This window comes from Undibacterium sp. Rencai35W (genome assembly GCF_049340185.1).
GTDB lineage: Bacteria > Pseudomonadota > Gammaproteobacteria > Burkholderiales > Burkholderiaceae_D > Undibacterium.
The window spans coordinates 257,123-272,672 of sequence record NZ_JBMPPC010000007.1 but is presented as its reverse complement, the minus strand read 5'-3'; the positions used below and the strand labels follow the sequence as shown (position 1 = coordinate 272,672).

The following is a 15,550-nucleotide window of genomic DNA, read 5'->3' as shown; positions in this document are numbered from 1 at the left end:
CGGCACAGCAGGCAATGACACAATCAGTTCATTGACAGCAGGTGTATTGACAGCATTGGACAATATCGATGGCGGCGCCGGTAATGACACAATGAGCTTGACGTCTATCAGCGCAATTGCGATCCCAACAACAGCAACAGTCAAGAACGTTGAAACAGTCAATCTGACTTCTGCTGCTGATGTGAATGGTAGTGTCTCTGGCTGGACTGGTTTGACAAAATTGAGCGTAGTTTCAGCAGCAACAGCCAACGAAACTATTGTTGCGGCAACGACAACAAATGTTACATTAGCAAACTCGACTGGACAGCGTATTAACGTTGTCGGTGGCGGTAACGCAGGTGTTTTCACAAACAGCACTGGTGCGACAGTTATTGGTAACGGTGGCGTAGGTGCAGCAAGTGCTTCTGGTGCGCTCACCGGCGGTAATGCTGATAACACTGCTCCTACAGCAATTGATGCCAATGCTTACACGTCTATCACAACGTCTGGTGGTCTTTCTGTCGATATCGCGGACAATTCCGGCACTGCTGGCGCGATTGGTTCAACATTGAAGACAGTTAGTATTTCCGCTAATGGCAGCAATGCAAAAATCACCGCCAATGGCCTTACTTCAGTAACTGAAGCTAACACAGCTTCGAACTTGACTGTTCTTGCTGCGGCTGCTACCCGTACTCTGGGTGTTACAGTCAACACAGTAACAGCAGGCACGATCACGGATGCTACAGCAACAACAGTCAACGTCACTTCTACTGGCGCAGCCAACGTAGTCGCTGACCTGGCAGTTGCTTCAGCAACTGCAGTGACACTGGGTGGTGACAAGGCTCTGACACTGACAACAACACATTTTGGTGCTGCAACTGCATTGACAGTGAACGACAGTGCTTTGGTTACAGTGAGTGGTTACAACACAACTAACACACTGGCAACTGTAACAGTAACTGGCGCTGGTGGTTTTACATCTAATTTGTCTGGTCAAACTGCCCTGACTACTATTGATGCCTCCGCTTCTACAGGCGCTAATACTGTCACAATCAACGCTACTGAAATCTACAAAGGTGGTTCAGGCGTTGACATCGTGACTGCTGCTGTCGCTCCTACGGTGTCTGTTGATGGTGGTGCTGGTACTAACGACGTATTCGTTGTGAATGCAGCGTCCTTCTCTTTGGCAAATGTCACTGGCTTTGAAACATTGGGTGCTGGTGCTGGTGCAACTGGTGCCTACTCTGCGGCTGGCTTCGCTCATCTGACAGAAGGCGCTGTAGCTGGCGCGATCACTTGGAATACCGTCGCTGCTGGTACTGATCTGACAATCACTGCATCCCCAGGTGCCGCAACAACTTACACATTGGCAACGGATACAGCAACTGACGTGTTGAATCTGACATTGTCATCTGCTAATGCTATCGCTGGTGGTCCAGTGACAGCAACTGCTGTTGAAACAGTCAACCTGACTGTGACAGATACAAACACGACTAAGCATGTTGACACACTGACTCTGGTCGATACAGCGATCACGACATTGAAGGTGACTGGTAATGCTGGCTTGGTACTGACAGCAACGGATGTGACTTACACATCTGTTGATGCAAGTGGCATGACCAACACAGCTGGTACAGCAGCTAGTGGTTTCAGCTGGACATCAGGTGCATTGACGTCCGCTGCAACGATCAAAGGTAGTGCAACTGGTGGTGACGTCATCAATGCAGCAGCGTCAACTAAAGCAGTCACGATCACTGAAGTTGCTGGTACTAACAGCATCACAGGTAGCTCCTCAATCGCAAGCACATTGACTGGCGGTACAGGTGCAGACACGATCGTTGGCGGTGCTGGTAAAGACGTGATTGTTGGCGGCGGCGGTGCTGACGTTATCACTGGCGGTCTTGGTGCTGATTTGATCACTTTGTCTGGCTCTACTTCGGGGCTCGTTAATACTGCATTGCTCAACTCAGGCACAAATACTTCAACGACAATCCAAACTGCTGAATTGACTTCAACATTTGATATCGTTAAAGGTGCTGCTGCTGGTGACACAATCACATTGTTTACAGCAACTGCTGGTTTGAACAAAGCGGCAATCAACTTGGCTGGTACAGATGATGTTGTGAACTTTGTTCACGGTACATACGATGCTGCTGCAGGTACATTCACATTTGCTGCAAATGGTCTGGACACAGCGATGACTTATGACACAACAGTTGGTGCTGGTACAGCGTTCGAAACAATCATCCTGGTTGGTTACTCTGTAGGTTCAACTACAACTAACGTTGCTGGTTTGATCACTCTGGGCTAAGCAGTATTTGGCTTGGATAGCTAAGTAAGTTTTTTAAATTCAAAATCCTGAAGTTGTCTTTCAATAGAGGACTTCAGGGTAAAGACGATAGAAAATGACATTTGGCTACAAACTACAAAAGGCTCCTTCGGGAGCCTTTTTTGGTTTCTATAACTAAACATGAGTTTGCCACTACATATTTATCCATTATGCTTGCTTTAGGGATTGCGACCTGATTGCATAACGCTAGTGATAGCGATCTGTCATGAGGTCGTCGTATCGCATGGATATGATTGGTGTGAAGACTTCAGGGCTTACGCAAAAACCAAGACCTGTCACCACAGAGAAAAGGCAAAAGTGAGCAGCTCCAAAAATATTGATATCAAACTGCATCCGCAGGCAGAATGCGCCTGTTGGCACAAAATGCCTTTAAAAACCGCATGTAGCCTGCGTGTTCAATACATAAAGTGACAGGTAACTCTTATTTTGCATCAGTCTTGGGTTTATTCGATATTGCAATATTGCAACGAATCTATTTAGTCATTACAATCATGACATCATTTATTTGAAAGTTCAGTATGGCAACACTAATCGGTACATCGGGCAAAGACACTCTCACTGGCGGTCCTGGTGATGATGATATTTATGGCTTGGCGGGTGATGACACGCTGGATGGTGGGCTGGGTAATAACGTGTTGATTGGCGGTAGCGGCGACGACCTCTATCTGGTGCATAGCCGTAATGATTATATTTATGACTCAAGCGGTTTTGACAGCGCGATCGTGTATGCCGATTTTTATAAGACGAATAAATATGTAGAAGTCTGGAGCTGGGCGCCCGGTGTACAAAAATTGCCTTACTGGATCGATGCTTTACTGCCAAGTAGCGCGCCGTATGATGCACGTTTGCTTGGTGCTGCCAAGACGTTTTATTATTGCTTTCCAACGACGGTACCTGCGCATTTCAGCACCGATGACGCCAAGGGTTTTCAGGCTTTTAATGCTGCACAGATTGCTTTTGCCAAGCAGGCGTTTGCCTACATTTCTACGATTATTGATGTGAAGTTTGTCGAGACGTCTGATCCTAGCGGTGCGAATACGATTGTTATGTCGGATAACATCCAAAAGGATTCTTCCGGGTATGCGTATTTCCCTTGGGAGGATGCGACCGCAAGCGATGTTTTTCTCAATTATGACGGGATCAGTGTGGCGAATCTGACTCCTACAGACGGTAAATATGCGGCATTGACGATGATTCACGAGCTGGGTCATGCAATGGGCTTAAAGCATACGTTTACCACTGCTGATTCAACGGGCAACGTTGGTGATGGCCCAGCGTTGCCAGCCGCAGAGGAAAACACACTCTGGAGCGTGATGAGTTATACCGATTACGTATCCACTTATCACCTGAAGTATTCTCCGTTTGATATTGCCGCTTTACAGTATCTGTACGGCCCTAGTACCACGGTACAGACCGATACGACCTTTGTCCTGAAAAGTACCGCAACCAATATGATCTGGGATGGCGGCGGTAACGACACGATCGACGGTAGCGCGCAGACTCAGGCGATTACGCTGTATCTGGAGCCGGGTTACTGGGGTTATATCGGACAAAAATCCGACCTGATGTCGACGGCGGGACAGATTACGGTCAATTTTGGTACGGTGATCGAGAATGCCATCGGTGGTAGCGGCAATGACGTGATCACGGGGAACGCGGTAAATAACACTTTGTCGGGCGGCGCGGGTAATGACTGGCTGGAGGGTTTGGGCGGTAACGACACGATCAACGGCGGTGCCGGTGTGGATACGGCAGCGTATGTGCATACTAAGTCCAATTACACCGTGAGCGTCAGCGGTACTGCGATATCCGTCAGCGATAAGCTGGGTACAGATGGCAACGATAGTCTGTTAAATATCGAGCGCTTGCAGTTCACAGATGTGTCGGTGGCCTACGATATCAGCGGTATTGCGGGCGAATGCTATCGCTTATATCAGGCGGCATTTGACCGTACACCGGATTTAACCGGTCTCGGTTACTGGATCGCGCAGATGGATAACGGTTATGCACTGAAGAGCGTGGCAGGCAACTTTGTGAGCTCGTCTGAGTTCCAGACCCTGAACGGGGTGAATGCAAGTGATTCGGTCTTTATTACCAATATCTATAAAAACGTATTGCATCGTACGCCAGACGCGGGCGGCTTGCAGTTTTGGCTGGACTCACTCGGCGCCGGCGGACAATCCCGCGCGACGGTACTGGTGAACTTTAGCGAAAGCGCCGAAAATCAGGCACAAGTCATTGGCAAAATCACGAACGGCATCGATTACGCGCCGTATCTGTTGCATATCTGATCGCCGCTGCGTCATCACGTTAGCGCAAAATCTCTGTAGAACTCTTGTCTTGCCATGTTGGTGGCGCGACTGGCAGAGGAGTGCATCCCCTCTCTCGCATGCGGGAAAGGGGATGGCAACAGCAAAGCAGCGCATCGACATGCTGACCTCCTATTGAACTTCTCAGAATTTTAAATTCAATCCGCAATACAGACGCGGCTTTCAAAGGTATTTTGGGCCAGAAGCCGCATCCATATTGCGGATTGCTTTCGATATCTTCTAAAACCCCCGTCATCGCCAGTCGATCAAATTGTTTACGCCTGATGCTGTTCAATTAAACCGTACCATTCGCGCCGTCATTCCGGCAAAGGCCGGAATCGAGTGACGTCATTGCCAAAAGACGCTGGATCTCTGCCTGCGCGGGGGATGGCGACTCTAGGTTTGCGGCCTAACTGAACGACATTACTGCTTACTTTTGCTTTTCTCCGTGTCTCCGTGCCTTTGTATCTCTGCGCCTCTGTGGTGAGAGGTCTTGGTTCTGCGCCGCTCTACGAGCGCTCTTACACAGTCGATCTGCCCGTTGTTGTCATGCAGGCATTTCAGAATGCTTCTACGGTGATTCAAATCCTCTTTGCAATGCGACTTTTATTGTGTTACGCTTCCAAAAATGTGATGTACGTCACATTTTTACGGAATTAAAATCGCGATAATCCTTCCCGACTGACGCGTTCGCTCCTTGCAGCTTGGCACTTTTGTGCAGATGGACCCCAAGAAATGATATCTAAATTAAAACTTCCTAAGAACGAGATTTTTGAAGTCCTCGCATCGTTCAAGAGCGCTTTTCGCACCGTTGGTGTGTTCAGCGCCATCATCAATTTACTAATGCTGGCACCGTCGCTGTACATGTTGCAGGTGTATGACCGCGTCTTGCAGAGCCGGAACGAAATCACTTTGCTGATGCTGACTCTGTTGATGTTGGGCGCTTATGTTTTGATGAGTGCCTTGGAATTTATCCGTAGTTTTGTGCTGATACGGATTAGTGCCAAACTGGACATGCAGATGAATAAGCGTATTTACACTGCTGCGTTTGAGCAAAATCTGAAGCGTGGTGGCGGTAATGCTGGTCAGGCTTTGCAAGATATGACGCAGATTCGTCAGTTTTTGACGGGTAATGGTTTGTTTGCGTTCTTTGATGCGCCTTGGTTTCCGCTGTATTTGCTGGTCATTTTTATGTTTGACGTGTACCTCGGATTATTTGCTTTGGCGGCTGTGGTCGTGATGGTCATCCTGGCGTATGTCAATGAAGTCGTTTCAAAAAAGCCGCTGACAGAAGCGAATGCGATGGCGATCGCATCGAGTAATCTGGCGGCCAATAATTTGCGTAATGCAGAGGTCATTGAGGCAATGGGCATGTTGCCAAACTTGATGGCACGCTGGTTTTTGTTGCATGGCCGCTTCTTGCAATTACAGGCAGAGGCAAGCGAAAAGTCGGGCATTGTTACGGCAATCAGTAAGTTCTTCCGTATCTCTGTGCAGTCGTTGGTATTGGGCTTCGGTGCCTTGCTGGTGATTGAGGGCAAGATGTCTCCCGGGATGATGATTGCGGGCTCTATTCTGTTGGGTAAGGCAACTGGGCCGATCGATCAGTTGATTGGTGTCTGGAAGCAGTGGAGCAGCGTCAAGAGTGCATATGTGCGCCTCAATGAGCTGTTATCTGCTAATCCGCCACGTAAGGTCGGTATGGATTTACCTAAGCCGCAAGGTGCCGTGTCTGTCGAGGCAGTGACTGCCGCGCCACCGGGATCTCAGGTAGCGGTTCTCAAGGGACTCAGCTTCGCTCTAGTGCCGGGAGATGTATTGGGTGTCATTGGTCCTTCAGGTTCGGGTAAATCGACACTGGCACGTCTGCTGGTCGGTGTCTGGCCTGCCGCTGTCGGCAAGGTGCGTCTGGATGGCGCGGATATCTTTCAGTGGAATAAAGATCAGCTGGGACCAAGCATTGGCTATCTGCCGCAGGATATTGAGTTGTTTGCCGGTTCTGTGTCACAAAACATTGCACGCTTCGGTGATATTGATTCTGAGAAGGTGATCCTGGCCGCAAAACGGGCGGGTGTGCACGATATGATTTTGCATTTCCCCCAGGGCTACGATACTTTGTTAGGTGATGGCGGTGCAGGTTTGTCTGGCGGACAGAAGCAACGTATCGGCCTGGCACGGGCGATGTATGACGATCCTTCTGTACTGGTATTAGATGAGCCTAATTCGAATCTGGATGATGTCGGTGAACAGGCACTTGTTGTTGCTGTCAATGATTTGCGCCAGCATGGCAAAACCATTATTTTGATTACGCACCGCACCTCGATTCTCGGAGCAACGACTAAGTTGTTGCTGCTGCGTGATGGCGTTGCCCAGGCTTTTGGACCAAGAGACCAGGTGCTGGCAGCATTGAATCAGGCGAATCAGCAGGCACAGCAACAAGCTCAACAACAGGCGCAGCAAGCCCAGCAGGCTCAACAGCAAGCTCAACAACAGACGCTCGCTGCACAGCAGGCTACGCAGGCAGATCCGGCAGCAACGCCAGCAGCAACAGAACCACCGGCAGATACTCAGGCGCGTTTAGACGCAGCCGCCCTTCAGCAAGTTGATGCCGCAGCGGAACAGGAATAGTAATGAAAAAATTATCTTCCAATAAAAGCCTTGTCACGGATGTGGCAAACCAGAACGTAGAAATTCTTGAGGTGAACACCGATGCTGCTGCCTATGCGCGGCTGGGCTGGGGCATTGTGATCTTTGGTGTCCTTGGCTTCTTGTTGTGGGCTTCATTTGCGCCGCTCGACAAGGGTGTTCCGCTGAGCGGTAATGTTGTTGTCGCCTCGAATAGAAAAGCGATCCAGCATCAGACTGGCGGTACCGTGGATGCGATCCTGGTGAAAGACGGCGACGTTGTTAAAGCGGGTCAGGTGCTGTTGAAAATGAACAGCATCACCGCCAATTCGACCGCTGAAATTTCTAAGGTTCAATGGTATTCAGCACAGGCGACCGAAGCGCGTTTGATGGCGGAGCGTGACGGTGCGGCGACGGTCACTTTTCCAAAAGAATTAGAGCAGGCAAAAACGGATCCCCGTGTTGCAAACAATATCCTGTTGCAGCAACAACTGTTTAGTGCACGCCGTACTTCGTTGCAAAGCGAGTTGGGTGCTTACGATGAAAATATCAGCGGACTGCGCATGCAATTGAAGGGCCTGGAAGAATCCATGGTGAATAAAAAGCAGCAACAGCAGTTTTTGAAGGAACAGCTTGAGGGTATGCGCGATCTGGCAAAAGACGGCTATATCGCCCGTAACCGCTTGCTGGATCTGGAGCGTACTTATGCGCAGGTCAATGGTGGCGTTTCTGAAGATATCGGCAATATGGGACGTGTGACACGTCAGATTGCCGAATTCAGTTTGCGTAAAATTCAGCGTCAGCAGGATTACCAAAAAGAAGTACGCACCCAATTGTCTGATGTGCAAAAAGAGGCAGAGTCTCTGCAAAGCCGTCTGGATGCATTGAATTTTGACTTGAATAATACATTGGTCAAAGCACCTGTTGACGGCACTGTTGTCGGTTTAAGTGTTTTTACCAAGGGCGCTGTAGTCTCACCGGGCTTTAAGCTGATGGAACTGGTACCTAAAGATGATGCCTTGATTGTCGAAGGTATGTTGCCTGTGAATCTGGTGGATAAAGTGCATGAGGGACTAAAAGCGGAGTTGATTTTCTCGGCGTTTAATACGAACACGACACCGCATATACCGGGAATAATCACTCAAGTATCCGCAGATCGCACTGTTGATGAGCGGACTGGGCAGGCATATTACAAAGTAAAAGCGTCAGTTGCTCCCGAAGGAATGAAGTTAATCGCTCATTTGCAAATTCGTCCTGGTATGCCTGTAGAAATGTTCGTCAAAACCGGTCAGCGTACGATGATGAATTATCTGATGAAGCCAGTATTTGACCGCGCTAACTCTGCGCTGACAGAGGAGTGATGATGCGACAGTCATGGATGCGTACCACGCTGATTGCGGCGGCATGTGCGGCAATGGGTATGTCTGCCACATCGGCCTCGGCAATCGGCCTGATACAGGCTTACGAGGCGGCATTAAAGAATGATCCGCAGTATCAATCGGCCGTGTTTGAAAATCAGGCAGGTCAGGAATACCGCAAGCTTGGACGCTCGGGCTTATTGCCGAGCGTGCAGTATTCGTATTCCACCAGTAAAAACAAGGCAGCACAGACGGCCCCGAACTTTTTGGGGCAATTGACGACGAGTTATCCTGAATACACCAGTATCAATAACGCAGTCTCGTTACGACAGACCCTGTTCAGTCTGGATGCTACTGCGCGTTATAAGCAAGGGATTGCTCAAACCAAATACAGCGATGCGCAGTTCTCAGGACGTGCACAAGACCTGATGGTCAGAGTGTTGTCTGCGTATGCCGACGCTAAATATGCGGAAGATCAATTGGCGTTGTACACAGCGCAGCGTGATTCTTATCGTGAACAAAAGCATTTGAACGCCCGCTTGTTTGAAAAGGGTGAGGGTACCAGGACGGACATGCTGGAGACCGAGGCCAAGCTGGACGTGGCAGAGGCGCAGGTCATCGAGTCAACCGACAATCTGGCCGCGGCGCGGAATACTTTGGCAGCGATGATCGGTATGGAGGTCAATAACCTTGACAGCCTTGGCAGTGAATTTAAGGTTATGCCTTTTTCACCATCTACCTTGTCTGAATGGAGACTGATCGCGAGTGATCAAAATGCCGAGATCGCGGCGGCTCGTCTTGCGATTGAGGCGTCCGAACAGGAAATCAACAAAAATCGCGCCGGACATACGCCACGTTTAGATTTAAATGCCAGTTATAGCCGCAGTATTGCTGACACCCTGACGAACTACAATCAGGATTCGACAGTGCGCAGCATCGGCGTTCAGTTGGTGATTCCTATTTATTCCGGCGGTTATGTCAGCGCCTCCACTAGCCAGGCTGTGGCGAACCGGGATAAAGCCAGATCCGATCTGGAAGCGACGACCAATAAGGTCATGATCGAACTGCAGAGACAGTTCAACACGACACAAAGTAGCATGGCAAAAATCGATGCACTGCAAAAATCAGTGAACTCGGCCACGTTGTTAGTCCAGGCGACGAAACAAAGTGTGAAGGGTGGCGTTCGTATTAATCTGGATGTACTGAATGCGGAGCAGCAACTGGTCGCGTCCAAGCGTGACTTGGCACAGGCGCGCTACAACTACCTGATCAGCTTGATCAAATTGCGTGTCGCCGCAGGTAATCTGAGCATTGATGATTTGCGATCTGTCGCTGCGTATTTTTCAAGCAGCAATTAATTATTTGTCAGTTTGATTCAGGCTGATTTAGACTGATAAAAAAAGGCTTAACGATATGATCGTTAAGCCTTTTGGCTATGGCAGGCAATGACTCATCAACCCGCTAATTTTTTCTTCAGCAATTCATTCACTTGCGCAGGATTACCTTTGCCTTTGGTGGCTTTCATCGCCTGACCAACCAGCGAGTTAAATGCCTTTTCTTTGCCGGCACGATACTCGTCTACGGATTGCTGATTCGCTGCCATGACTTCGTCGATGATTTTTTCTAAAGCACCGACATCGGAAATTTGTTTCAAGCCCTTTGCTTCTATGACCTGATCTGCAAGCTTAGGATCGGCAGATGGTGCTTGCCACATGGCGGCGAAAACTTCTTTCGCGATCTTGTTAGAAATCGTGCCGTCTGCAATCCGCTGTAACAGTACGGCGAGTTGCGCTGCGCTGACCGGGATGGCGCTAATATCCATGCCTTCGCGGTTCAAGGTGGAGGATACGTCACCCATGATCCAGTTCGCGACTTGCTTGGCCTGCGTTGCTTGTAGCGCGTTGTCTGTGCTGTCGGAGGCCAATATTGCGGCTTCAAAATAAGCGGCAGTGGCTTTCGATTGCGTGACGATCATGGCGTCGTATTCAGAAATACCGTATTGATCGATAAAGCGTGCGCGCATGGCGGTAGGCAGCTCCGGCATTGTCGCTTTCACGCGATCTATCCACGCTGCGTCAATCTTCAGTGGTGGTAAATCCGGGTCAGGGAAGTAGCGATAATCTTGCGAATCTTCTTTGCTGCGCATGGAGCGCGTTTCTTTTTTATCCGGATCGTATAAGCGTGTTTCTTGTACGACGGTACCGCCATCTTCAATCAATTCAATTTGACGGCGGACTTCGATATTGATCGCTTCTTCGAGAAAACGGAAGGAGTTCAGATTCTTGATTTCAGCACGTGTGCCAAATTCTTTTTGTCCGACCGGACGCACGGAAACGTTGGCATCGCAACGGAACGAGCCTTCTTGCATATTGCCGTCACAAATGTCGAGCCAGACCACCAGTGAATGCAATGCCTTGGCGTAGGCAACGGCTTCCGCTGCGCTGCGCATGCAAGGTTCGGTGACGATCTCTAACAGCGGTGTGCCAGCACGATTGAGGTCAATCCCTGTCATGCCCTGGTAGTCTTCATGCAGTGATTTGCCGGCATCTTCTTCGAGATGAGCACGCGTGAGTTCGATGACTTTGACTTCGGACTTGCCATCTCTCTCAACGACGCAAGTCACCGTGCCACCCTGAACGACGGGGATCTCGAACTGGCTGATCTGGTAGCCCTTGGGGAGATCTGGATAGAAATAATTTTTGCGGGCAAAAATAGATTCCGGTGCGATCGTTGCGCCTACGGCGAGACCAAACTGAATTGCTTTTTCGACCGCCACTTTATTCATGACTGGCAACACGCCAGGCAAGGCCAGATCGACCGGGCTGGCCTGGGTATTTGGCTCGGCGCCAAATTGTATCGAGGAGCCGCTGAAAATTTTTGATTGTGTTTTGAGCTGTGCATGTGTCTCAAAACCGATGACGACTTCCCATTCCATGATGTGTCCTTTTCCTTCGTGTACAAATAGAGGTGAGATCTATTTTTTATTCATCATACTGACATTGGCCATTTTTCAGGTTGACTGTCAGCGTTGTAAAGTTGACGCGTGACCCGCATAGCGCAGGACAGCTTGGTTTGATTGCCAGTTCGTCGCCACTGCGTTCTAAACGAATACTACAATTGAGTCCGCGTTCAAAATCGTAACCACGTTTGCTGCGCGCATCTGCGGCATTGCTGAGACTGATACGCCAGCCTTTGGCTGTCTGTTCTGCTTGCGGTTCGTCACTGAGATCGATACTGCATTCATGACCATTGGCACTGCGGAATAAACTTGATTCCCATTGCAGGTTTTTGATCACGCTACCTTGCAACTGGATCACTCCTTGATCCGCATAGTTTAGACGTTCGCCGTCACCGCCTTCCTGACGCACCAGATTACAAGAAAACTTGGCATCCAGATTATCCGTAGATGGTTGCGCCATGCTAAGCGTGCTTAGCATGAGCAGAGACAGTGCGTATGCTAGTTTCATACTGGTGTTTTACTATGCCAGTCAGTCGCCTGCTGAAATTGATGTGCTACGTTGAGCAATTTCGCTTCTTCAAAATAATTGCCGATTAATTGCAGGCCGACAGGGCGTTTTGCATTCTTTTCTCCCAGACCAAAACCGCAGGGAATCGACATGCCGGGCAGACCTGCCAGACTGGTCGATAAGGTGAAAATATCGGCCAGATAATTCGCAACGGGGTCGTCAGTTTTATCGCCCAGATCCCATGCAACAGTCGGGGCAACAGGGCCCATAATCACATCGCATTGTTCAAAGGCTGCCTGGAAGTCCTGAGCGATGAGGCGACGGATTTTTTGCGCTTGTAAGTAGTAGGCATCGTAGTAGCCGTGTGACAGTACATACGCGCCGACCAGAATGCGGCGCTTGACTTCATCGCCAAAACCTTCGGCCCGCGACTTTTTGTACATGTCATTCAGGTCTGTGTAATTCGCTGCGCGGTGACCGTAACGGACGCCATCAAAGCGACTCAGATTTGACGACGCTTCTGCAGGTGCAATCACGTAGTACACAGGAATCGACAACTCAGTTTTTGGCAGAGAAATATCGACTAGAACCGCGCCTAATTTTTCGTATTCAGCGAGCGCAGCACGTACCGCCTGCTCGACGTCTTTGGCGAGTCCTTCACTGAAAAATTCGCGAGGTACACCGATACGCAGACCCTTCAGATCTTTGTTCAGATCGCGGTTGAAATCTTCCTTTGCTCTTTCGAGACTGGTCGAATCTTTCGCATCAAATCCTGTCATGGCATTGAGCAGCAAGCCGCAATCTTCTGCGCTCTGTGCGATCGGGCCGCCCTGATCCAAAGATGACGCAAAAGCGATCATGCCATAGCGAGATACGCTGCCATAGGTTGGCTTGATGCCGGTCACGCCGCAAAAGGATGCTGGCTGACGAATCGATCCGCCGGTATCGGTTGCGGTCGCAGCAGGTGCCAGACGTGCAGCGATTGCGGCAGCGGATCCACCTGATGAACCACCTGGAACGGCGCGTAAATCCCACGGGTTTTTGACCGCACCAAAGGCCGAGTTTTCATTACTGGAGCCCATCGCAAATTCATCGCAATTGAGCTTACCCAGAGTGACCATGCCAGCCTGCTTGAAATGCTCGACGACAGTCGCATCAAACGGGCTGGTGTAATTAGCCAGCATCTTGGAGCCAGCGGTCGAGCGCCAGTCACGTGTGACAAAAATATCTTTATGCGCAATCGGGATACCCGTCAGCACCGTCGCATCCCCCTTCGCCAGGCGCGCATCTGCTGCTGCTGCCTGTTGCAAAGTCAGCGCAGGGTCGACGTGTAAAAATGCGTTCAATTCACTGGCTTGTATGCGTTGTAAATAATGTTGTGCGAGTTCCGTGGCGGAAATCTGCTTGCTGTGCAGCAGGGCAGAGAGTTGTGTAAGAGAGTGCTTATGCATGTTCGGCTGTCCGTGGTGTCTGACGTCATTTCGTTTTATAGCGCTGGGGGGAGGCTATTTGACGAAGCGATCAAGTGTTACGAGTGAGTACTGGATGCGTGAATCGGGGTGTCGGTATTGGGTATGGCTGGCAGCGTTTCGCTTTATTCCAGTACTTTCGGCACCAGATACAGCCCGTCTTGCGTTGCTGGGGCGACTTTCTGGTATTCCTCACGATGATTCGCTTCACTGACGACGTCTTCTCTCAGGCGTAATGCGAGTTCAGGCATCAGCGCTGCAATCGGATGGCTTAATGGAGTAATGCCGGTGGTGTCGACGGCTTTCAACTGTTCAACCAAAGAGAAAATGCCATTTAGCTTGTCTAAAGTGGTGACAGTTTCAGCGTCGGAGAGCTCAAGTCGTGCCAGATTGGCAATACGTTTTACGTCGGATAGGTCTAATGACATGGCAAAAACGCGTAAATCGCGTGTGAGAAAGTAAGTAAAAAGTAAGTAAAAACCTGCTAATGACAAAATGGGAATAAAACTAAAAACAACAAGACTAAAAGTTGGTTAAAGTCGCCAACATCGGCAAAAAAGCCGTTTTTAGCATCTGTTGCAGATAGCCTATTATTCCCCAGATTATAAGGTAGAATGTAGGGTTAATACCTGTTGAAGCTCTGAAAACCTGCTGCGCAGCACAATATTGCGTTTGTGAAGCCTGCCGTATCTGGTGATTTTTGATATCGCATGTTTCTCAGCCAGAATTGAAACGCTTGCGAGGGTTTTGAGAGCTTCTTTGTTTATGATTTGCTCTACAGTAATGTGCAACTTAATGCCCGATCTTGCGTCCACAGTATACGCCGGCCCGGCAGTAATAAGTCGTTAATTGGCGAGCGAAGAGCGGGTACAACAGATTCGCGCAACGGGATTGCGCATGACAACAACACAAAATACAGGATTCTTTCATGTTTGGTTTTTTTCGCAGTTATTTTTCTAATGATCTGGCAATTGACTTAGGTACAGCCAACACGCTGATTTATGTACGCAACCAGGGCATCGTGCTGGATGAGCCTTCCGTCGTAGCGATTCGCCAGGAAGGCGGCCCTAACGGTAAAAAAACCATTCAGGCTGTTGGTAAAGAAGCCAAGCAGATGCTGGGCAAAGTGCCGGGTAATATCGAAGCGATTCGCCCGATGAAAGACGGCGTGATTGCCGATTTCACTGTCACAGAGCAAATGCTGAAGCAATTCATCCGCATGGTGCATGACACCAAATTTTTCAAACCATCCCCGCGCATCATTATCTGCGTGCCTTGCGGTTCTACTCAGGTGGAGCGCCGTGCGATTCGTGAATCTGCACTGGGTGCTGGTGCATCGCAAGTGTATCTGATTGAAGAACCGATGGCCGCAGCGATCGGTGCTGGTTTGCCGGTATCTGAGGCGACGGGTTCCATGGTCGTGGATATCGGCGGCGGTACTACTGAAGTTGGTATTATTTCCCTGGGCGGCATGGTGTACAAAGGCTCTGTGCGCGTCGGTGGCGACAAGTTCGACGAAGCGATTGTGAATTACATCCGCCGTAACTACGGCATGTTGATCGGTGAGCAGACTGCTGAAGCAATCAAGAAAAATATCGGCTCTGCATTCCCGGGTTCTGAAGTGAAAGAAATGGAAGTCAAAGGACGCAACCTGTCCGAAGGTATTCCACGTTCATTCACCATCTCTAGCAACGAAATTCTCGAAGCGCTGACCGATCCTCTGAATAATATCGTGTCGGCGGTTAAAAACGCACTAGAACAAACGCCGCCGGAACTCGGTGCCGACATCGCAGAAAAAGGCATGATGCTCACGGGTGGCGGCGCATTGCTGCGTGATCTGGATCGTCTGTTGATGGAAGAAACCGGTTTGCCGGTGATCGTGGCAGAAGATCCGTTGACCTGCGTGGTACGCGGCTCAGGCATGGCTCTGGAACGTATGGACAAACTGGGTTCAATTTTTTCCTACGAATAAACCTGCCAGTAAAATTTTGCT

General features: G+C 49.7%; 10 protein-coding genes. 6 read left to right on the top strand and 4 right to left on the bottom strand.

Going from position 1 to position 15,550, the window contains the following annotated elements:
* The 5 genes from ACO0K3_RS16340 to ACO0K3_RS16320 form a co-directional block, all read left to right on the top strand.
* Positions 1-2,290, top strand: a 2,290-nt coding sequence (locus ACO0K3_RS16340; RefSeq protein ID WP_422986385.1) for a beta strand repeat-containing protein, incomplete at its 5' end; no start/stop codon positions are given.
* 557 nt (positions 2,291-2,847) lie between these two features.
* Complete coding sequence (locus ACO0K3_RS16335; RefSeq protein ID WP_422986383.1) at positions 2,848-4,620, top strand: DUF4214 domain-containing protein; 1,773 nt, start codon at positions 2,848-2,850, stop codon at positions 4,618-4,620.
* 753 nt (positions 4,621-5,373) lie between these two features.
* Positions 5,374-7,266: a type I secretion system permease/ATPase gene (locus ACO0K3_RS16330; protein ID WP_422986381.1), complete on the top strand. Its 1,893-nt coding sequence runs from the start codon at positions 5,374-5,376 to the stop codon at positions 7,264-7,266.
* A gap of 2 nt (positions 7,267-7,268) precedes the next feature.
* Positions 7,269-8,624, top strand: coding sequence for an HlyD family type I secretion periplasmic adaptor subunit (locus ACO0K3_RS16325; protein WP_422986379.1), 1,356 nt, complete (start codon positions 7,269-7,271; stop codon positions 8,622-8,624).
* The gene (locus ACO0K3_RS16320; protein ID WP_422986377.1) at positions 8,624-9,979 is read left to right on the top strand and encodes a TolC family outer membrane protein; all 1,356 of its coding nucleotides are present in this window, start codon (positions 8,624-8,626) and stop codon (positions 9,977-9,979) included. Before ACO0K3_RS16325 ends, ACO0K3_RS16320 begins: the two co-directional genes overlap by 1 nt.
* Before the next feature lie 95 nt (positions 9,980-10,074).
* On the opposite strand, the gene gatB is transcribed toward ACO0K3_RS16320, so the two are convergent.
* The 4 genes from gatB to gatC form a co-directional block, all read right to left on the bottom strand.
* Positions 10,075-11,556 (bottom strand): Asp-tRNA(Asn)/Glu-tRNA(Gln) amidotransferase subunit GatB, encoded by a 1,482-nt coding sequence (gene gatB / locus ACO0K3_RS16315; RefSeq protein ID WP_422986375.1) that lies wholly within the window; start codon positions 11,554-11,556, stop codon positions 10,075-10,077.
* Between the two features lie 46 nt (positions 11,557-11,602).
* Positions 11,603-12,040 carry a hypothetical protein gene (locus ACO0K3_RS16310; protein ID WP_422986373.1) on the bottom strand — a complete coding sequence of 146 codons (438 nt, stop codon included), beginning with the start codon at positions 12,038-12,040 and terminating at the stop codon, positions 11,603-11,605.
* 44 nt (positions 12,041-12,084) lie between these two features.
* Positions 12,085-13,539 (bottom strand): Asp-tRNA(Asn)/Glu-tRNA(Gln) amidotransferase subunit GatA, encoded by a 1,455-nt coding sequence (gene gatA, locus ACO0K3_RS16305; RefSeq protein ID WP_422986371.1) that lies wholly within the window; start codon positions 13,537-13,539, stop codon positions 12,085-12,087.
* A 143-nt stretch (positions 13,540-13,682) separates the two neighbouring features.
* Positions 13,683-13,985, bottom strand: a complete 303-nt coding sequence (gene gatC / locus ACO0K3_RS16300) for an Asp-tRNA(Asn)/Glu-tRNA(Gln) amidotransferase subunit GatC (protein ID WP_422986369.1) — start codon at positions 13,983-13,985, stop codon at positions 13,683-13,685.
* Between the two features lie 500 nt (positions 13,986-14,485).
* Here gatC and ACO0K3_RS16295 point away from each other — a divergent pair, with 500 nt between their 5' ends.
* Positions 14,486-15,529 (top strand): rod shape-determining protein, encoded by a 1,044-nt coding sequence (locus ACO0K3_RS16295; RefSeq protein ID WP_262837957.1) that lies wholly within the window; start codon positions 14,486-14,488, stop codon positions 15,527-15,529.
* Positions 15,530-15,550 lie beyond the last annotated feature (21 nt).